At 63.4% G+C, this 19,092-nt stretch carries 15 protein-coding genes; 13 read left to right on the forward strand and 2 right to left on the reverse strand.

Translation table 11 applies throughout. The features are described from left to right. Position 1 precedes the first annotated feature (1 nt). Positions 2–1,156, reverse strand: a complete 1,155-nt coding sequence (locus CCC_RS10245) for a bifunctional 2-C-methyl-D-erythritol 4-phosphate cytidylyltransferase/2-C-methyl-D-erythritol 2,4-cyclodiphosphate synthase (RefSeq protein WP_009867947.1) — start codon at positions 1,154–1,156, stop codon at positions 2–4. 94 nt (positions 1,157–1,250) lie between these two features. Here CCC_RS10245 and CCC_RS10250 point away from each other — a divergent pair, with 94 nt between their 5' ends. From CCC_RS10250 to CCC_RS10300, 11 genes are all read left to right on the forward strand, one after another. Further along, positions 1,251–2,051 (forward strand): cytochrome C assembly family protein, encoded by an 801-nt coding sequence (locus CCC_RS10250; protein WP_009867949.1) that lies wholly within the window; start codon positions 1,251–1,253, stop codon positions 2,049–2,051. Positions 2,052–2,120: 69 nt separating this feature from the next. Then, positions 2,121–3,128 carry a tRNA dihydrouridine synthase DusB gene (gene dusB, locus CCC_RS10255; protein WP_009867951.1) on the forward strand — a complete coding sequence of 336 codons (1,008 nt, stop codon included), beginning with the start codon at positions 2,121–2,123 and terminating at the stop codon, positions 3,126–3,128. Continuing rightward, complete coding sequence (locus tag CCC_RS10260) at positions 3,128–4,249, forward strand: two-component system sensor histidine kinase NtrB (RefSeq protein ID WP_009867953.1); 1,122 nt, start codon at positions 3,128–3,130, stop codon at positions 4,247–4,249. Before dusB ends, CCC_RS10260 begins: the two co-directional genes overlap by 1 nt. Positions 4,250–4,254: 5 nt before the next feature. Then, a complete protein-coding gene (gene ntrC / locus CCC_RS10265; protein ID WP_041041436.1) occupies positions 4,255–5,709 on the forward strand; it encodes a nitrogen regulation protein NR(I) in 1,455 nt (484 codons plus the stop codon). Further along, a complete protein-coding gene (locus CCC_RS10270; RefSeq protein WP_041041147.1) occupies positions 5,710–7,944 on the forward strand; it encodes a sensor histidine kinase NtrY-like in 2,235 nt (744 codons plus the stop codon). Beyond that, positions 7,934–9,325 carry a nitrogen assimilation response regulator NtrX gene (gene ntrX, locus CCC_RS10275; RefSeq protein WP_041041149.1) on the forward strand — a complete coding sequence of 464 codons (1,392 nt, stop codon included), beginning with the start codon at positions 7,934–7,936 and terminating at the stop codon, positions 9,323–9,325. The genes CCC_RS10270 and ntrX overlap by 11 nt, the downstream gene beginning before the upstream one ends. Further along, on the forward strand, positions 9,322–10,698 hold the full coding sequence (gene trkA, locus CCC_RS10280; RefSeq protein ID WP_009867497.1) for a Trk system potassium transporter TrkA: 1,377 nt from the start codon (positions 9,322–9,324) through the stop codon (positions 10,696–10,698). Before ntrX ends, trkA begins: the two co-directional genes overlap by 4 nt. A gap of 14 nt (positions 10,699–10,712) precedes the next feature. Beyond that, a complete protein-coding gene (locus CCC_RS10285; protein WP_236686358.1) occupies positions 10,713–11,357 on the forward strand; it encodes an HAD family hydrolase in 645 nt (214 codons plus the stop codon). 104 nt (positions 11,358–11,461) lie between these two features. Continuing rightward, positions 11,462–11,716, forward strand: coding sequence for an RNA chaperone Hfq (gene hfq / locus CCC_RS10290; protein ID WP_008617630.1), 255 nt, complete (start codon positions 11,462–11,464; stop codon positions 11,714–11,716). Then, positions 11,717–13,024 carry a GTPase HflX gene (gene hflX / locus CCC_RS10295; protein WP_041041151.1) on the forward strand — a complete coding sequence of 436 codons (1,308 nt, stop codon included), beginning with the start codon at positions 11,717–11,719 and terminating at the stop codon, positions 13,022–13,024. Next, positions 13,024–13,782: an inositol monophosphatase family protein gene (locus tag CCC_RS10300; protein ID WP_041041153.1), complete on the forward strand. Its 759-nt coding sequence runs from the start codon at positions 13,024–13,026 to the stop codon at positions 13,780–13,782. The genes hflX and CCC_RS10300 overlap by 1 nt, the downstream gene beginning before the upstream one ends. A 1-nt stretch (position 13,783) precedes the next feature. Here CCC_RS10300 and argE read toward each other — a convergent pair whose 3' ends face one another. Then, complete coding sequence (argE, locus tag CCC_RS10305; protein WP_041041155.1) at positions 13,784–14,935, reverse strand: acetylornithine deacetylase; 1,152 nt, start codon at positions 14,933–14,935, stop codon at positions 13,784–13,786. Between the two features lie 230 nt (positions 14,936–15,165). Here argE and CCC_RS10310 point away from each other — a divergent pair, with 230 nt between their 5' ends. Both CCC_RS10310 and CCC_RS10315 read left to right on the forward strand, forming a co-directional pair. Next, the gene (locus CCC_RS10310; RefSeq protein WP_052473093.1) at positions 15,166–16,914 is read left to right on the forward strand and encodes a peptidase domain-containing ABC transporter; all 1,749 of its coding nucleotides are present in this window, start codon (positions 15,166–15,168) and stop codon (positions 16,912–16,914) included. Next, positions 16,911–19,091: a peptidase domain-containing ABC transporter gene (locus tag CCC_RS10315; RefSeq protein ID WP_041041157.1), complete on the forward strand. Its 2,181-nt coding sequence runs from the start codon at positions 16,911–16,913 to the stop codon at positions 19,089–19,091. The genes CCC_RS10310 and CCC_RS10315 overlap by 4 nt, the downstream gene beginning before the upstream one ends. Position 19,092 lies beyond the last annotated feature (1 nt).

Below are 19,092 nucleotides of genomic sequence, written 5' to 3' on the forward strand. Positions count from 1 at the left end.
GCTAGCGGGGCAGCCAGACCGAAGCCATGGCCTGGGCGGCGATGCCTTCGCGGCGGCCGGTGAAGCCCAGACCTTCCGTGGTGGTGGCCTTGACGCTGACCCGGTCTTGGGAAATCCCCAGGATTTCCGCCACCCTGGCCGCCATGGCGGCGCGGTGGGGGCCCACTTTGGGCCGCTCGCAGATGATGGTGACATCCACATTGACGATGCGCCCGCCCTTGGCGGTGACCAGCGAGCCCGCATGGGCCAGGAACTGGTCCGAGGCCGCGCCCTTCCATTTAGGATCGGTGGGGGGGAAGTGATGGCCGATATCACCGGCCGAGATGGCGCCCAGCACCGCGTCGGTAAGCGCGTGCAGGGAGACGTCGGCATCGGAATGGCCTTCCAGGCCCGCTTCATGAGGAATCTCGACGCCGCACAGCCACACGCTTTTCTTGGCGGGGTCGAAGCGGTGCACGTCATAGCCCGAGGCCGAACGGACCTCGCCGGGGCCGTCGAATAAGCGGCGCGCCCGCTCAAGATCGGCGCTGGTGGTGATCTTGACGTTGTCTTCCGCGCCGTTCACCAGTTCCACCGCCAGACCGGCCTTTTCCGCCACGGCGGCGTCATCGGTCAGTTCATTGCCGATCACCGCCTGGTGAGCGGCAATGATATCGGCATAGCGGAATCCCTGGGGAGTCTGGGCGCGGAACAGATTGGAGCGATCCACCGTGTCGGCCACGAAACCGTCCTGGCCTCGTTTCAGCGTATCGGCCACCGGCACAACAGGAAGGGCACCGGGGTGGTTGTCGAGCGCGCGGATGACCCGGCCGATGGTGCCGTGATCGATGAAGGGCCGCGCCCCGTCGTGGATCAACACATTGGCGGGAGCCAGATCCTTCAGGCTTTCCAGGCCCAGACGCACGCTGTCCTGGCGAGTGGCGCCGCCATGGACCGGTTCCAGCAGGTTGAGACCGGCTGCGGCCATGTCGTAGAGCTGGCGGTCGTCGGGATGGATGACGGCGCGCACGGCGGCAATCTCGGGATTGGTGGCGAAGGCTGCCAGGGTGTGGCGCAGCACCATGCGTCCGGCCAGATCATGGTATTGCTTGGGCAGGTCGCCGCCGAACCGCCGTCCGCGCCCCGCCGCCACCACCAGCACAACCGTCTTGGCCATTTGCGATCTCCCATGAAAAGCGGGCGACAGACTATGCGAGACGTCGCGTGCTGTCACCCCTTTGCGGCTTCGCAAAGGATGGTATAGTCCGCTCATGTCGTCCCTGGCTCTCAATATTGTCGCCCTCGTGGCGCTGCTTCCCGCCGCGCTGGTGGCCCTTCGCGCCGGCGAGGGGCGGAGCGTGCAGTTCCGCCTTTGCCTGGCTCTGGCGGCCCTGGGGCCGTCTTTGTGGGCCCTTACCCTGATGGGTGGGCAGTGGCAGACCAGTCTGTCGGCCGCGCTTTGGGTCTCCATCGCCGCGACCGCCGCCCTATTCGCCGCCCTGGCCCAGACCACGGGGCAGGGATGGCGGCTTGCACCGCTGCTGATGCCGTTTCTCGCCGCGCTCGGTCTTCTGGCCTCCCTGGTCCAGTGGGTGGAGGCGCCGTCGCAGCTCAGTACTCAGGTGCCTGCCGCCTGGCTGGACATCCACATTGTCGTTTCGGTTCTGACCTATGCCTTGCTGACTTTGGCGGCGGTGGCCTCGCTGGCCACCTTCCTGCAGGAGCGCGCTTTGAAGCGCAAGGCGCCGACCCAGCTGACCCGGATGCTCCCCAGCGTCGCCGACAGTGAGACCCTGGCCGGACGCCTGCTGTTGGCCTCGGAAGTGGTGCTGGGCCTGGGGCTGGTCACCGGCATGGCCACCCAGTATTTCGAGACGGGAACCCTGCTGGCCCTGTCTCACAAGATCCTGCTGTCGCTGCTGGCCTTCGTCCTGATCGGGCTGCTGCTCGTCGGGCACAGGGTCTGTGGCGTGCGTGGACGGGTGGCGGCCCGCGTGGTGTTGCTGTCCTATCTTTTGCTGACCTTGGCCTATCCGGGGGTCAAATTCGTGACCCAGGTCCTGCTGTCTTAAGAGCCTGCTTTTTTAGCAGGCAGCTTTTGCCGTTGCATTATGCGGCATCTGCATAATAAATACGCAGCCATGGCTCAGTATACACGCAAGACCATCTCCATCGGATCGGTGACCCTGGATAATCCGGTTATCCTGGCCCCCATGGCGGGTGTTACCGACATGCCCAATCGCAGGCTGGTCAAGCGGCTCGGCGCGGGTCTGGTCGTGTCGGAAATGATCGCCAGCCAGGCCATGATCCGCCAGAACCGCCAGACCATGCAGATGGCCCAACACACCGCCGAGGAATTCCCCATGTCGGTGCAACTGGCCGGTTGCGAACCCAAGGTCATGGCCGAGGCCGCCAAGCTGAACCAGGATCTGGGCGTGGCCATCATCGACATCAATATGGGCTGTCCGGTCAAGAAGGTCGCCTTGAAGGGCGAGGCCGGATCGGCCCTGATGCGCAACGAGAACCTGGCGGCCCGCATCATGAGCGCCGTGGTCAAGGCGGTGGATATTCCCGTCACCTTGAAAATGCGCACCGGCTGGGACATGAACAGCCGCAACGCCCCCAGTCTAGCCCGTGTCGCCGAGGAATGCGGCATCCGCATGGTCACCGTGCATGGCCGCACCCGAAACCAGATGTATACAGGCCAGGCCGACTGGGCCTTCATCGGCGAGGTCAAGCGGGCGGTGTCCATTCCGGTGATCGGCAATGGCGATGTGGAAAGCATCGATGATGCCGTCCGTATGCTGGAACTGTCCGACGCCGATGGCGTTATGATCGGCCGCGGCACCTATGGGCGTCCGTGGCTGCCGGGGCAGGTGGCTCATTTCCTGGCCACGGGCGAGCGGCTCCCCGATCCTTCGCGGGCGGAGCAATTGGAGATCATGCTGGGGCATCTGGACGCCATGCTATCCCATTACGGATCCGAACCGGGGGTGCGCATCGCCCGTAAGCACGTGGCCTGGTATTCCAAGGGATTGCCAGGTTCGGCCGAGTTCCGGGCCGAAATCAACCGCACAAACGACCCGGCGATCATGCGTCAGTCCATCATCGACTTCTACGCCCCCATCTTGGAAAAGGCCGCCGCCTGATGCCCATTCCCATCGTCTCGGCCTTGAAGCGCGGATTGTCCGGCTCCACCTTCGATCCGACCTCGGTCCTGAGCGCGCTCGGTTCCGCCGTGGTGGCCGTGGACAGGCAGAACGTCATCCGTTACGCCAATGGTGCGGCAGAGCAGTTGTTCGCCTGTGGCGCCGCCTATATGGTCGGCCAGTCCGTCACGGATTTTCTGCCGCCCGATTCACCGCTGCTGGCGCTGGTCACTCAGGCTCGCGACGGCAATTTCTCGGTCGCCGAATACGGCGTCACCCTCGACACGCCACGCACCGGTCACCGCACCGTCACGGTGCAGATCGCTCCCATCATCGAGATGCCCGGCGCGGTGGTGATCAGCCTTCACGAGCAGTCCATCGCTCTGAAGATCGGCTCGCAGCTGACCAGTCGCAATGCGGCGCGGTCGGTGAGCGCCATGGCCGCCATCTTAGCCCACGAGGTCAAGAATCCCCTGTCCGGCATCCGGGGCGCCGCCCAATTGCTTGAGCAGAATGCCGGAGAGGACGACCGGGTTCTGACCCGGCTGATCTGTGACGAGGCGGACCGCATCGTGGCCCTGGTCGACCGCATGGAGGCCTTCTCGGACAATCCCACCGTGGAGCGCAGCGCCGTCAACATCCATCGGGTGCTGGAACATGTGCGCCGCATCTCCGAGGCCGGATTCGCCCGCTCGGTGCGGATCATCGAGAATTACGATCCTTCGCTGCCGCCGGTCTTGGGAGATCGCGACCAACTGGTCCAGGTCTTCCTCAATCTGGTGAAGAACGCCGCCGAGGCGGTGCCGGAGGAGGGCGGCGAGATCATCCTGTCCACCGGGTATCAGCACGGCGTCCGTCTGGCCCTGCCGGGCAGCGAGACGCGCCGCCACCTGCCTTTGGTGGTGAGCATCCAAGATAACGGCCCCGGAATCCCCGAGGATCTGAAGCCCAACCTGTTCGACGCCTTCGTCACCACCAAGACATCGGGCAGCGGGTTGGGCTTGGCCCTGGTGGCCAAGATCATCGGCGATCATGGCGGCGTGATTGAATTCGACAGCGTACCGAGGCGGACCATTTTCCGGGTGATGCTGCCCATGGTCCAGGATGGGGACGGCAAGTGAGCACCATGACAACCACCACCACGGCCACAATTCTGGTGGCCGATGACGATCGGGGCATCCGCACGGTACTGTCCCAGGCTTTGGGCCGGGCGGGCTACGAGGTGCGGACCACCGGCAATGCCTCGACCCTGTGGCGCTGGGTGTCGGAAGGCGAGGGCGATCTGGTGATCACCGATGTGGTGATGCCCGACGAAAGCGGGCTGGACCTGCTGCCGCGCATGAAGAAGATCCGCCCGGAACTGCGCATCATCGTCATGAGCGCCCAGAACACGCTGCTGACCGCGGTGAAGGCTACCCAGCGCGGCGCTTTCGAATACTTGCCCAAGCCCTTCGACCTCAAGGAACTGGTCAATGTGGTCGGGCGCGCCTTGTCCACGCCGCGGGCCTCTCCCACCGAGGCCGCCGCCGATGACGACGATGAAAAGCTGCCGCTGATCGGCCGATCGCCTGCCATGCAGGAGATCTACCGGACCCTGGCGCGGCTGATGAGTACCGATCTGTCGGTGATGATCACGGGCGAATCGGGCACGGGCAAGGAACTGGTGGCCCGCGCGCTGCACGATTACGGCAAGCGCCGCAACGGTCCCTTCGTGGCCATCAACATGGCGGCCATTCCGCGCGAGCTGATCGAAAGCGAGTTGTTCGGCCACGAAAAGGGCGCCTTTACCGGCGCCACCCAGCGGGCTGCCGGACGTTTCGAACAGGCCGAGGGCGGAACCTTGTTCCTGGACGAGATCGGCGACATGCCGCCCGAGGCCCAGACCCGTCTGCTGCGTGTTCTGCAAGAAGGCGAGTATACCACGGTGGGCGGGCGCACCCCCATCCGCGCCAATGTGCGCATCGTGGCCGCGACCCACCGCGATCTTACCCAACTGATCCGCCAAGGCCTGTTCCGCGAGGATCTGTTCTACCGCCTGAACGTGGTGCCCATCCGCCTGCCGCCCTTGCGCGAGCGGTCCGAGGACATTCCGGAGCTGATCCGTCATTTCCTGGCCCAGGCGGGAGCGGAGGGATTGCCGTCCAAGACCATCGACGGCCTGGCCATGGACCGGCTGCGCAAGCACCGCTGGCCGGGCAATGTGCGCGAACTGGAGAATCTGGTTCGCCGTCTGGCGGCGCTGTATTCCCAAGAAGTGATCGGCATTGAGGTTATCGAGCAGGAACTGGTGGGCGGTACGCCCCATGCCGACGCCATTTCCGGCGGGGTGGAGGGCGAGGGGCTGTCCGCTACGGTGGAGCGGCATCTGCGCGAATATTTCGGCAATCACGGCGACGGACTGCCGCCTGCCGGAGTCTACGACCGGGTGCTGCGCGAAGTGGAACGTCCCCTGGTTACCATCGCCTTGGAAGCGACGCGCGGCAATCAGATCAAGGCGGCCCATCTGCTGGGCGTCAACCGCAATACGCTTCGCAAGAAGATCAAGGACCTGGACATCCAGATCGCCCGCGGCCTCAAATAAATGGCCTTTGGTCGCCGCATACGCCATTGGGCGCGCCGGGTCGATCTGGCGCGCCGTCTGGCCTATGGCCTGACCTTCGCGTCGGTTCCGGCCATCATCGCCACGGTCTGGGTGATGGGCGGCGGCGGAGCCGGTCCCGCTGGCCCCGATCCCCGCGCCGTGCTGTCGCTGCTGGCCACCGACGGTATCTTGCTGGCCGCGCTGGGGGGCGTTGTTGGGTTCAGGGTTCTGGACGTGCTTCGGGCGCGGCGGCGCGGGGCCTCGGGGTCCAAGCTTCATCTGCGCTTCATCATGCTGTTCGCCCTGGTGGCGGTCACGCCCTCGGTACTGATGAGCGTCGGATCGACCGCCTTTTTCCGTTATGGCGTGGAAAGCTGGTTTTCCGATCGTGTCCGCACCGCGCTTCAGGCTTCGCTGGAAGTGGCGCACGCCTATCTTGAAGAACACAAGCGCATCATCGGCGGCGATGCCCTGGCCATGGCCAATGACATCAACCGCGAAGGTCCCATCCTGCTGCGCTCGCCTCAGCATTTCGCCCAGTTTGTCGGCACCCAGGCGGCCATTCGTGGCCTGACCGAGGCCATTGTCTTCGATACCCGTGGCAATATCCTGGCCCGTTCGGGATTGATTTTCGCGGTCGAGGCCAGCATCGATCAGATTCCCCGTTGGGCCCTGGACAAGGCGCGCAGCGGCGATGTGGTGGTTCTGTCGGGTTCGGGCGAGGACCGGGTCAAGGCCCTGGTCCTGCTTCAGGGGCTGTTCGGCGACACATTTTTGTATGTGGGCCGCTTCGTCGATCCTAAGGTGATCGGCCATATGGCCAAGACATCCGAGGCGGTGGCGCAATATGAGCGCTTGGAAGGGCGTCTGTCGGGTCTGGAACAGGCATTCTCCCTGATCTTCGCCATCGTGGCCTTGCTGCTGGTTCTGACCGCCATCTGGGTCGGTGTCTCCATGGCGGTGAGGCTGGCGACGCCCATCGGGCGGCTGATCGATGCGGCCGAGAAGGTGCGTTCCGGCGATCTCGACACCAGGGTGGCGGAGGATGCCGCCGACGAGATCGGTGTTCTCAGCCGTGCCTTCAACCGCATGACCCATCAGCTTTCCAGCCAGCGTCAGGATCTGGTGGACGCCAACCGCGAACTGGACGAACGCCGCCGCTTCACCGAGACGGTGCTGGCCGGTGTGTCTTCCGGCGTCATCGGCCTGGATTCGGAAGGGCGCATCCATCTTCCCAACCGTTCGGCGGGAGAGCTGATTGGCATCAACCTCGATGAGCAGGTGGGCCACGATATCCGCGAAGTCATCCCGGAATTGGCCGAACCCTTGGACGAGGCGGTCCGCCGTCCCGACAAGCTGATTCAACGCGAGGTGCGTCTGTCCTCGCCCGGCGGCCGCAGCCGAATCCTGCTGGTCCGCGTGGCCGCCGAGCGCCTCGATGCCGAAGTCATCGGCTATGTGGTGACCTTCGACGACATCACCGAGCTGGTCTCGGCCCAGCGTACCGCCGCCTGGGCTGATGTGGCCCGGCGCATCGCCCACGAAATCAAGAACCCGCTGACCCCGATCCAACTTTCTGCAGAGCGGCTAAAACGTAAATATCTCAAGGAGATACAGAGCGATCCTGAGACATACGTCAATCTGGTGGAAACCATCGTCCGCCAAGTTGGCGATATCGGCCGCATGGTCGATGAGTTCTCATCCTTCGCCCGCATGCCCGCGCCGCAGATGAAGCCCGACGATCTCAATGACATCTGCCGTCAGGCCATGTTCATGCAACGCACCGGCAATCCCGATGTGGAGTTCGTCCATCATCTGCCCGAGGGCAAGGTCCCGGTTCTGTGCGACGGCCGCCTGATCGGTCAGGCGCTGACCAATCTGCTGAAGAACGCGGTGGAAGCCATCCAGGGCCGCGAAGACCCCGAGGCGCCACGCGGGCGAATAGAGCTCAGCCTCGCTACCCGCGCCGATCGATGGGTGGTGACGGTACAAGACAACGGCAAGGGCTTGCCCACCGAGAACCGCGAGCGCCTGACCGAGCCCTATGTCACCACGCGGACCAAGGGAACCGGCCTGGGTCTGGCCATCGTCAAGAAGATCATGGAAGACCATGGCGGTGATCTGTATCTTGAGGATGCGCCTGGGGGAGGCGCAAAAATCGGGCTGGTCTTCCCGGCACCCGAGCAGCAGCAAACCCAGGCAACCGGCGAGACCACGGTAACCCATGGCCCATGACATCCTGATCGTCGACGACGAGGCCGATATCCGGGCCTTGATTGCCGGAATCCTTGAAGACGAGGGACACCACACCCGCGAGGCCGCCAATTCGGACGAGGCCCTGGAGGGCATCCGTGCCCGTCGGCCCAATCTGGTCATCCAGGACATCTGGCTGCAAGGTTCGCGCCTGGACGGTCTGGAGGTTCTCGACGCCATCAAGCGCGATCATCCGGAAGTGCCGGTTGTGATGATTTCCGGCCACGGCAATATCGAGACCGCCGTTCAAGCCATCAAGCAGGGCGCCTACGACTTCATCGAGAAGCCGTTCAAGGCCGACCGTCTGCTTCTGGTGGTGGAGCGTGCCGTCGAGGCGGCCCGGTTGCGGCGCGAGAACGAGGAACTGAAATTGCGCTCCGGCTCGGCGGGCGATCTGGTCGGCGCCGCGCTGGGCATCCAGCAGGTCCGCCAGGCGGTGGAAAAGGTGGCGCCCACCAATTCCCGCGTGCTGATCACCGGCCCTGCGGGATCGGGTAAGGAAGTGGTGGCGCGCCAGATTCACGCCCGTTCACGCCGCGCCGACGGCCCCTTCGTGGTTCTCAACTGCGCCGCCATGCATCCCGACCGCATGGAGATGGAGCTGTTCGGCACGGAACACGGCCTGGACGGCCCCGACAGCCCCCGCAAGATCGGCACGTTCGAACAGGCCCATGGCGGCACTCTGCTGCTGGACGAGGTGGCCGACATGCCGCTGGAAACCCAGGGCAAGATCGTCCGGGTCCTGCAAGACCAGATGTTCGAGCGGGTGGGCGGTGGTAAACGGGTCGAGGTGGATGTGCGCGTCATCGCGTCAACCAACCGCGATCTGCAAAGCGAGATGACCGCCGGTCATTTCCGCGAGGACCTGTATTACCGCCTCAACGTGGTGCCGGTGAAGATGCCCGCTCTTCGCGACCGGCGTGAGGATATCCCGGCCCTGGCCCGGTACTTCATGACCCTGGCCGCGGCGGCCGCGGGAGCCCAGCCCCGCATCGTGGGCGAGGACGCCATGGCGGCGCTGCAGGCCTATGATTGGCCGGGCAATGTGCGCCAGCTCAGAAACGTCATGGATTGGCTGCTGATCATGGCGCCCGGCGATGCGCGTGAGCCCATCCGCGCCGATATGCTGCCCGGCGAGATCGGCGCCATCACGCCTGCCGTCTTGCGCTGGGAGAAGTCCAGCGAGATCATGACCCTGCCGCTGCGCGAGGCGAGGGAACTGTTCGAGCGGGAATACCTGCTGGCCCAGGTCAATCGTTTCGCTGGCAACATATCGCGCACCTCGGCCTTCGTGGGCATGGAGCGTTCGGCCCTTCACCGCAAGCTCAAGCTGCTTGGCGTCAACACGGACGAAAAGAAATGAAGGTCATAGTCTGCGGCGCCGGTCAGGTCGGCTTCAACATCGCCCATTATCTGGCGGGCGAGAACAACGACGTCACCATCATCGATCAGCGCCCCGAACTGATCCGCAAGGTCAGCGATACCCTGGATGTCCAGGTGGTGCTGGGCTTCGCCTCCCATCCGGCGGTGCTGGAACAGGCGGGCGCCGGTGATGCAGACATGATCATCGCGGTGACCGCCGCAGACGAGGTCAACATGGTGGCCTGCCAGGTGGCCCATTCGCTGTTCAACGTGCCGACCAAGATCGCCCGCGTGCGCAGCCAGGCCTATCTGGCCCCCATCTGGGCCAATCTGTTCTCGCGCGAGCATCTGCCCATCGATGTCATCATCAGCCCCGAGATCGAGGTGGCCCGCGCCATCGCCAAGCGCCTTCAGGTGCCGGGCGCCATCGACGTGATTCCCCTTGTGGGCGACAAGGTCCGGCTGATCGGCGTGCGCTGCACCGGGCAATGCCCGCTGATCAACACGCCGCTGCGCCAGTTGACCGTGCTGTTTCCCGATCTGGCCATCGTCATCATCGGTATCGTGCGCGACGGCAAGGCCATCGTGCCGACCTCGGAAGACCAGATGCAGGAAGGCGACGAAGTCTATTTCGTCGTCGATACGGAGCATGTGGACCGGGCGTTGACCGCCTTCGGCCGGGAAGATCAGGAAGCGCGCCGCATCGTCATCTTCGGTGGCGGCAATATCGGCCTGTTCCTGGCCCAGCAGTTGGAAGAGGCCCGGCCCGGAACCTCTATCAAGGTCATCGAATCCAACAAGGAACGCGCCGAATTCGTGGCCAAGGCCGTGGGGCATACCGTGGTCATTCATGGCGACGCCCTGGACCCGGAAATTTTGGAAGAGGCCTCGGTGGGCGCCGCCGAGGCGGTGGTGGCCGTCACCAATGACGACGAGACCAACATCCTGTCGGGCCTGCTGGCCAAACGCTATGGCTGCCGCCGGACCATGGCGCTGATCAACAAGACCACCTACAACTCGTTGGTTGCGCCGCTGGGCATCGATGTGGCCGTCAATCCCCGCGCCATCACCGTTTCCAACATCCTCCAGCATGTGCGCCGGGGCCGCATCCACGCCGTCCACTCCCTGCACGAGGGATTCGGCGAATTGATCGAGGCCGATGCCCTGGAAACCTCGTCCCTGGTGGGCAAGCCGCTACGAGAGGTCAAACTGCCCGCGGGCGTTCTGCTGGGCGCGGTGGTCCATGACGGCAAGGTGGTGAGCCCCAGGGGCAGCACGGTCATTCACCCCGGCGACCGCGTCATCTTGTTCGCCACCGCCGATGCGGTGAAAAAAGTCGAAAAGATGTTCTCGGTCCGTCTGGAATATTTCTGATGGCGGAGGCGAGTTTGAGCCGTCCGCGGGCCATCATCTTCGACTGGGACAACACCCTGGTGGATTCCTGGGTCTGTATCCAGGAATCCTACAACATGACCTTTCGCCATTTCGGCATGCCGGAATGGAGTCTGGATGAGACGCGCGGACAGGTGGCGGCCTCCATGCGCGATTCCTTTCCCGCCATGTTCGGCGAGCGCTGGCCCGAGGCCCGCGACGTGTTCACCAAGAGTTTTTCCGATATCCATCTGGATTACCTGAACCCCTTGCCCGGCGCGGGCGAGATGTTGGCCGGGCTGCGTGGCGAAGGCGTGGTGCTGGCGGTGGTCAGCAACAAGCGTGGCGGATTCCTGCGCAAGGAAGCCGAGATCATGGGCTGGGCCGGTCACTTTGTCCGTCTGGTGGGGGCTGACGACGCCGAGGCCGACAAGCCGGCTGCCGCTCCCGTTCATCTCGCCTTGGCGGGAACGGGAATCGAAGCCGGGCCGGATGTGTGGTTCGTGGGCGATTCCCCCATCGACACCCATTGCGCCGTCAATTCGGGATGCACACCTGTGGTCATGCGGCCCGATCCTCCCAGCGAGGGAGAGTTCGTCCATCCGCCCGTGCGCTTTCTATCCGCCTGCATGGACCTCGTCCATCTTGTCCGAGAACTATAGGTTCCCATCTGTCGGAAATGGTGGTAACGACTGAGGGCTCAAACGGGGCGGTGCCTAACCGCATTCCGACAATCAAGATCGGCCAATAAGAACGGATCCCAATCATGTCCGCCGAAAAGTCGCAAAATGTGCAGGATGTGTTCCTCAACTACATCCGCAAGAACAAGACCCCCGTCACCATCTTCCTGGTCAACGGTGTGAAGCTTCAGGGTATCGTCACCTGGTTCGACAACTTCTCGGTGTTGTTGCGTCGTGACGGCCATACCCAGCTTGTCTACAAGCACGCCATCTCGACGGTGATGCCGTCCACCCCCATCTCTCTGTTCGAGCCTCCGATCAAGGAAAACGGCGAAGAATAGGTGGGAGAGTCCGGGTCCACGAAAACGGCGCCCAGCCGCGCCATGGTCGTCCACCCCGCCGTCAAGGGCGGGGAGGGCAACCGTTTGCCCGAAGCCCGTCTGGCCGAGGCCGTAGGGCTGGCCGGTGCCATTGATCTCGATATCGTCGCCGCCGAGGCGGTGAATGTGGCCAAACTGCGCCCCGCCACCCTGATGGGCAAGGGCGCGGTGGAACGCCTTGCCGAATTGGTCGAGGAGCGTGATGTCGCCCTGGCCGTGGTGGATTGCCATCTGTCGCCGGTGCAGCAGCGCAATCTTGAAAAGGCCTGGGGTTGCAAGGTCATCGACCGCACCGGCCTGATTCTCGAGATTTTCGGCGCCCGCGCCCGCACTCGCGAGGGCACGTTGCAGGTGGAACTTGCGGCGCTGTCTTATCAGCGGTCTCGTCTGGTGCGGTCCTGGACCCATCTGGAGCGCCAACGGGGCGGCTTTGGCTTTCTGGGCGGTCCTGGCGAGACTCAGATCGAGGCCGACCGCCGTATGATCGGCGAGCGCATCGTCAAGCTGGAACGCGAGTTGGAGGACGTGAAGCGCACCCGCGATCTGCACCGCAAGGCGCGGCGCAAGGTGCCTTATCCCATCGTCGCCCTGGTGGGCTATACCAATGCCGGTAAATCCACGTTGTTCAATCAGTTGACCCGCGCCGAGGTCCTGGCCAAGGACATGCTATTCGCTACCCTGGACCCCACCATGCGCACCCTGGTTCTGCCATCGGGTCGCAAGATCATCTTGTCAGACACGGTGGGCTTTATCTCCGATTTGCCCCATGAACTGGTCGCCGCCTTCCGCGCCACCCTGGAGGAGGTGCTGGAGGCCGATATCGTGGTCCATGTGCGCGACATCTCCCATCCCGATACCGAAGCCCAATCCGCCGATGTGGATACGGTGCTGAAGGAACTGGGGCTGGCCGAGGTGGTGGATCGCGGTCTGGTGGAGGCGCTCAACAAGATCGACCTGCTGGACGAGGAAAGGCGCCACGAAGTCCTTAATCAGGCGCGGCGGCGCGACGGCGTCATGGCGCTGTCGGCTATCACCGGCCAGGGCGTCGATGAATTGCTGGCCGAACTGGACCGGCGCCTGGGCCATGCCCGCGAGACCATCGATGTGGCCTTGCCCTTGGGCGACGGCGCTTCCATCGCCTGGCTCTACAGCCACGGCGAGGTGGTGGCCCGGCGCGATGACGAGGCCCAGGCCTTCATGCGGGTCAAGCTTGACCCGGCCGACGTCAAACGCTTTCATCAGCGCAAGGCCGAGGGCAGGGGGCACTGATGAATTTCGAGAAAGTGGCCTCCATCATCCGCGAAGCCTCGGCCGAGGAGATCGTGCCGCGCTTCAAGCATCTTTCGGCCGGGCAGATCCGGGAAAAACGGCCGGGCGAACTGGTCACCGAGGCCGATACGGAAGCGGAACGGGTCATGACGGGCCGGCTGCGCGATCTGTTGCCGGGCTCGGCCGTGGTGGGCGAGGAGGCGGTGGCCGCCGATCCCGCCCTTCTCAAGCTGCTGGAGGGCCAAGGTTCCGTCTGGATCATCGATCCGGTGGACGGCACCGCCAATTTCGCCAAGGGCAATGCCCGTTTCGCCGTGATCGTCGCCCTGGTGAGGGACGGCGTGACGGTGGCGGGGTGGATCTTCGATCCTCTGGGCGAACGCATGATCACGGCTGAACTTGGCGGCGGCGCCTGGTCAGGGTCCCAGCGACTTACGGTCCTGCCGGTGGCGCCGCTGGCGGAGCTGACCGGTTCGGTCAAGCGATCTGGCCGCCTGTCGGCCCTGGTGGCCAAGACGGGCCGCAAGGGCAGTGCCGCCCATGATTACCTGGACCTGGTGACGGGCCAGCTTCACTTCGCCCATTACAACCGCCTGATGCCTTGGGATCATGCCGCCGGAGTGCTGATCCACGCCGAAGCGGGTGGCTATGCCGCTCTGACCGATGGCCGCCCCTACCGCCCGAGGGCGGAGGAGGGGTGTCTGCTCCTGGCCCCATCACCGGGCACCTGGACATCGCTTCGGGCGGTGATTGATTAGTTCAGCACATATGGGCCAGCAGGCGCCGCAGAAAGTCCTCGCATTTGGCGACCTGCTCGATGGCGATGAATTCGTCGGGCCGATGGGCCTGGGTGATGCTGCCGGGGCCGATCACCACCGCAGGAATGCCCGCTTGCTGAAACAGTCCGGCCTCGGTGGTGAATGCCACCTTGCTGGTCTGGTTGCTGCCCGATAGTGCGCAAACCAGTTGAACCACCGCGTCCATCTCGTCAAGACCTAAGCCCGGCGTGGAGTTGTGCTCGTCCAGCGTGATGCCGCTGGCCTCGCTGACCGCCAGCATTTCCGGCACCAGATCCTGGGCCCAGCCCCGCACTTCGGCCATCAGGTCCTCGGGGTCGTGGTCGGGCAGATTTCGGATCTCGAATTCGAAAGAGCAGGATTTCGGAACGATGTTCAAAGCCGTGCCGCCCTGCATGGTGCCGGTATGGACCGTGGTATAGGGCGGCTGGTAGCCGTGATCGAAAGGTCCCTGTTCTTTGATGCGGCGCTGCATGGCGCGCAGCCGGGTGACCATTTCGGCGGCGATCTCCACGGCATTGACGCCTTGATGGTTCAGCGCCGAGTGGCATTCGTGGCCCTCCACATGGCAGCGCACGCTTTTCTTGCCCTTGTGGCCGATCACCGCTTTCATATCCGTGGGTTCGCCCACGATGCAAAGGGCGGGACGCACTGCCAGATGGGCTAGGTCGTCAATCAGCCTGCGAACTCCGACGCATCCCACCTCCTCGTCATAGGAGAAAGCGAAATGCACCGGCATCCGCAGCGGCGCGGCGGCGAATTCGGGGGCAAGCGTCAGGCAGATTGCAATGAAACTCTTCATGTCGGCAGTGCCGCGACCGAACAGCTTGCCGTCCATGGGGGTCAAGCGGAAGGGGTCTGTGGTCCAGTCCTGACCATCCACCGGTACGACGTCGGTATGGCCGGAAAGCACTATACCAGGGACATCATTGGGACCAATTGTGGCGAAGATATTGGCCTTGTTTCTGGACTCGTCCCAGGTTCTGCGGATATTAGCCCCGAGAGCGGTAAGGATTTCTTCCGCCAGGTCGATTAACTGTAAATTAGTCTTGTAACTTGTAGTGTCGATGGCGATCAATTTCGCGATCGTTTCGATGCTGGCCGGCAAGGGCATTCGGGAATGTTGGCTCAAGGAACCGTACTCGCTCTGGGACGCTTTCTAGGCTGCTGCCATCATAATGCGCGCCCAAACCCAAAGGCCAGCCCCCCGCTACAAAATATAACCAATATCTTGTGGTTATTACGGATGCGACTCGCTATTCTCCCGCTTGCCGACGGGGGCCGGGGGCGGTGGTTTCGTTGGTGTTCGAGGGAGCGCGGCGTGCAGACTGTGGTGCCACCGTAATGAATGATTCCGCAGCCGGGGCGACGAACGGAGCAGAGGCGCCAGCGTTTAGCATCGCCTCACTGTCGACGTTGAAGAGCAGTCTGTTCGACCTCGCCATGGCGTCGTTATTCCTCAATATCCTTGGCCTGGCGCTTCCCATGGCGCTTTTGCAGGTCTACGACCGTATCCTGCCCAATAAATCGGTGGGCACCATGGTGTTCCTGATGGGCGCCGTGTTTGCCTCCCTGCTGCTGGAATCCACCCTGAATTTCTGCCGTTCGTGGATCACCGGCTGGGTGGGCGCCAAATTCGAGCACAATGCGGGCTGTACGGCGCTGAACCATCTGGTGATGTCGGGTGTGGACGAGTTCGAGAAGGACGGGTCCGGCGCTCATCTGGAGCGCATGAACTCTCTGGCCACGGTGCGTGAATTCTATGCCGGTCAGGCCATGCTGACCCTGCTGGATCTGCCCTTCGCCGTTCTGTATCTCAGTCTGGTGGCCATGATGGGCGGCATCCTGGTCTTTGTTCCCATCACCATCCTGGTTCTGTTCTGCCTGACCGCCATCCTCCTGGGCGGCAAGCTGCGCGGCGCGCTGCAAAAGCGCATGATCGCCGATGACCGGCGCTTCAATTTCATCATCGAGGTGCTGGGCGGCATTCACAGCGTCAAGGCCTTCGCCATGGAGGCGCAGATGGTGCGCCGTTATGAGCGTCTGCAGGAGACCTGCGCCGAGGGCGCCTATCAGGTGGCGCTCAATTCCTCGACCGCCATGGGTGTCTCGTCCTTCTTCTCCCAGGCCACCACGGTCTGCGTCGCCATGTTCGGAGCCCTTGTGGTGCTGAACGGCGAGATGACCACCGGCGGTCTGGCGGCGTGTTCCATGCTGGCCGGTCGCGCCATGGCGCCCATTCAGAAGGCGTTGGGCGTCTGGACCCGGTTCCAGTCATTCATGCTGGCCCGCCACCGGCTGTCCGAGCTGTTCAAGTTGAAGCCCGAATCGGCCAAGAATCTGCCGAAGATGACCTCGCCCAAAGGGGCTTTGGAGTTGAAGGACTGCTCTTTCCGTTATGGCGAGAAGCTGCCCGTGATCATCCATGACGCCTCCATCAATATCCGGGAGGGCGAATGCATCGCCATTTCGGGCGGCAATGGCAGCGGCAAGACCACATTGCTGACCCTGATGCAGGGCGCCATCAAACCCACCAAGGGCGAGGTGCTGGTGGACGGCCAGCCCATGACCATGTTCGAGCCGCAAAGCGTGCGCGATCACATCGCGTTTCTGCCGCAGATGGGCGTGCTGTTCCAGGGGACAATCCTTCAAAACATCACCATGTTCCGCAAGGAATTCGACGATGTGGCGGTGGAGACGGCCGCTTTGCTGGGCCTGGACGAGGTGGTGGCGACCATGGCCTTGGGTTATGACACGCCGGTGGGCGATGGCGCCTATGATTCCCTGCCGCGCGGCATCAAGCAGCGCATCGCCATCGCGCGGGCCCTGGTCAACAATCCGCGCGTCGTGCTGTTCGACGAAGCCAATACGGCTGTGGACACGACCGGCGACAACTTTCTGCGCGTCTGGCTGGAGCGGGCCAAGGGCAAGCGCACCCTGGTCCTGGTCACACCTCGGCCTTCGCTTTCCAAGATGGCCGACCGGGTTTTCGATCTGAAGGAAGGCACTCTGATTCCCAAGGCTCCGCGCGAGGAGCGGCCGCCGATGCCTGAAATGCCTCCGGGCCTGTTGCCCCAGGGAGGCCCGGCATGACCGCCGTCGCCGCCACCAGCCTTGCCCCGGGTTACAAGCCCAATCAGCAGGCAATCGAGCAGTACGAACAGCAACTGGCGCAAAATGCTCTGGGCGGCTTTTCCGCAGCTTCGGATCTTGCCGCATGCCTCTTGCCGCTGCTGAAGGCGCTGGGCTGGAAGGGCGATCCTCGCCATGTGGCAGAATCCCTGCCTCACTTCGCCAATGATCTGGACCTGACCGGTCTGCGCAATGTCATGGCGACCCTGAACTATTCCAGTCGGCCCGAGCGCCTTGAACTGGAGATCATCGATCCCCGGTTGTTGCCCTGCCTGTTCCTGCCCGATACCAGTCATGCCCTGGTGGTCAAGAAGATCGACGAGGACGGCGAGGCCGAAGTTTTCGACAGCTCCCAGGGACTTACCATCAAAGCCGATACCCGCGGAATCGTGGGGACGGCCTATTTCTTTACCAATCTGGGTGGAGACGCGGCCGCCGCCAAGCCGGCCAGCTGGTTCAAGAGTGTTCTGGAGCGGTTCCGGCCGCTTTACTGGCAGGCTTTCTTCGTCACCTTCGTACTCAATGTCTTCTCGCTGGGCACGCCGCTGTTCACCATGTCGGTCTATGACAAGGTGATCGGCGCCGAATCCTATTCCATGCTGGTTTCGCTCTCCATCGGCGTGACCATGGCCCTGGTCGCCGACGCCATCCTGCGCGAGGTCCGTGCCCGCATCCTGGCCTTTGTCGGCGCGCGGCTCGACAACATCATGGGCAATAACATCTTCCAGCATATCCTGGCTCTGCCGCCCGGATTTACCGAGCGGGCGACTATCGGCGCCCAGGTGGCCCGCATCAAGGATTTCGAATCCGTGCGCGAGTTCTTCACCGGGCCGCTGGCCACGGTGTTCATGGAACTGCCCTTCGCCATCTTCTATTTCACCGTCATCGCCTTGTTGGGCGGAGTCATCGCCCTGGTGCCGGTGATCGGCACTTTGCTGTTCCTGGTGGGCGGCTGGGCCGTGATGCCCGTGGTGCGCAAGAATGTGGGACTTGCGTCGCGCGCCGGTTCCCGGCGTCAGGAATTCCTGGTGGAAGCACTGGGCAAGATGCGCGCCGTCAAACTGGCCGCCGCCGAACACACCTGGGTCAAGCGCTACCGCGACATGTCGGCCCGTGCCGCCATGGGTGGATTCAAGAACGGCATGTTCGCCGTCGCCATCAGCACCTGCTCTAATATCCTGATCATCTCGTCGGGGTTGGCCACCATCATGGTCGGCGTGCTGGGCGTCATCGACGGCGCCCTGTCCATCGGTGGCCTGATCGCCGCCATGATGCTGGTGTGGCGCGTCCTGTCGCCTTTGCAGACCGGCTTCACCATGTTGCAGCGGGTGGAGCAGGTGAGGGGGTCTATCCGGCAGATCGACGGCTTGATGGGCATCAAGCCCGAGCGCGACCCCAAGGCCATCGTGGCGCCGCTGAAGAATATCAAGGGGCGCGTGGTCTTCTCCCGCGTGTCGTTGCGCTATAACAACGAATCAGACCCGGCCCTGGTCGGCGTTTCTTTCGAAGTGGAGCCGGGCGAGGTGGTGTGCGTCACGGGCCGCAACGGTTCGGGAAAATCCACCATTCTCAAGGTTCTTCTCGGCCTTTATGCCCCCCAGGCTGGCGCCGTGAAGATCGATGCCACCGATATCCGCCAGATCGACCCGATCGAGATGCGGCATATGATTTCCTATACGCCTCAACAATGTAACCTGTTCTTCGGCTCCGTGGCGCAGAACCTGCGCCTGGCCCATCCCACGGCGACCGATGCCGATATCCGTTGGGCCTGTGATCAAGCTGATGTCTGGGAGGAGATCATGAACCTGCCGCGCGGTCTCGAGACCCGCATCGGCGAAGGCGCCTCCGATCATTTGCCCACCAGTTTCGTCCAGAAGCTGTCCCTGGCGCGCGGCTATCTCAAGCGCAGCCCGATCATGCTGTTCGACGAACCGGTCAATGGTCTCGATTTCGAAGGCGACCGCACATTCATGCAGTCCGTCGAGAATTTCCGTGGCCAATCCACTATCTTCATGGTTACCCATCGTCCTAGTCACCTGCGGGTCGCGGACCGCATTCTAGTGTTCGATGGAGGCTATCTGCGTCTTGCCGGTCCAGCCGAAGAGGTTCGGGCCAAAATACCGCCGGATCTGATCTGAT

The organism is Paramagnetospirillum magnetotacticum MS-1 (assembly GCF_000829825.1).
GTDB classification, from domain to species: Bacteria; Pseudomonadota; Alphaproteobacteria; order Rhodospirillales; family Magnetospirillaceae; genus Phaeospirillum; species Phaeospirillum magnetotacticum.

What these genes read in the sequence shown, in the direction of transcription:
- CCC_RS10245 (WP_009867947.1), bottom strand. Translation starts at nt 1,156, where the DNA reads ATGGCCAAGACGGTTGTGCTGGTGGTGGCGGCGGGGCGCGGACGGCGG.
- CCC_RS10250 (WP_009867949.1), top strand. Translation starts at nt 1,251, where the DNA reads ATGTCGTCCCTGGCTCTCAATATTGTCGCCCTCGTGGCGCTGCTTCCC.
- dusB (WP_009867951.1), top strand. Translation starts at nt 2,121, where the DNA reads ATGGCTCAGTATACACGCAAGACCATCTCCATCGGATCGGTGACCCTG.
- CCC_RS10260 (WP_009867953.1), top strand. Translation starts at nt 3,128, where the DNA reads ATGCCCATTCCCATCGTCTCGGCCTTGAAGCGCGGATTGTCCGGCTCC.
- ntrC (WP_041041436.1), top strand. Translation starts at nt 4,255, where the DNA reads ATGACAACCACCACCACGGCCACAATTCTGGTGGCCGATGACGATCGG.
- CCC_RS10270 (WP_041041147.1), top strand. Translation starts at nt 5,710, where the DNA reads ATGGCCTTTGGTCGCCGCATACGCCATTGGGCGCGCCGGGTCGATCTG.
- ntrX (WP_041041149.1), top strand. Translation starts at nt 7,934, where the DNA reads ATGGCCCATGACATCCTGATCGTCGACGACGAGGCCGATATCCGGGCC.
- trkA (WP_009867497.1), top strand. Translation starts at nt 9,322, where the DNA reads ATGAAGGTCATAGTCTGCGGCGCCGGTCAGGTCGGCTTCAACATCGCC.
- hfq (WP_008617630.1), top strand. Translation starts at nt 11,462, where the DNA reads ATGTCCGCCGAAAAGTCGCAAAATGTGCAGGATGTGTTCCTCAACTAC.
- CCC_RS10300 (WP_041041153.1), top strand. Translation starts at nt 13,024, where the DNA reads ATGAATTTCGAGAAAGTGGCCTCCATCATCCGCGAAGCCTCGGCCGAG.
- argE (WP_041041155.1), bottom strand. Translation starts at nt 14,935, where the DNA reads ATGCCCTTGCCGGCCAGCATCGAAACGATCGCGAAATTGATCGCCATC.
- CCC_RS10310 (WP_052473093.1), top strand. Translation starts at nt 15,166, where the DNA reads ATGAATGATTCCGCAGCCGGGGCGACGAACGGAGCAGAGGCGCCAGCG.
- CCC_RS10315 (WP_041041157.1), top strand. Translation starts at nt 16,911, where the DNA reads ATGACCGCCGTCGCCGCCACCAGCCTTGCCCCGGGTTACAAGCCCAAT.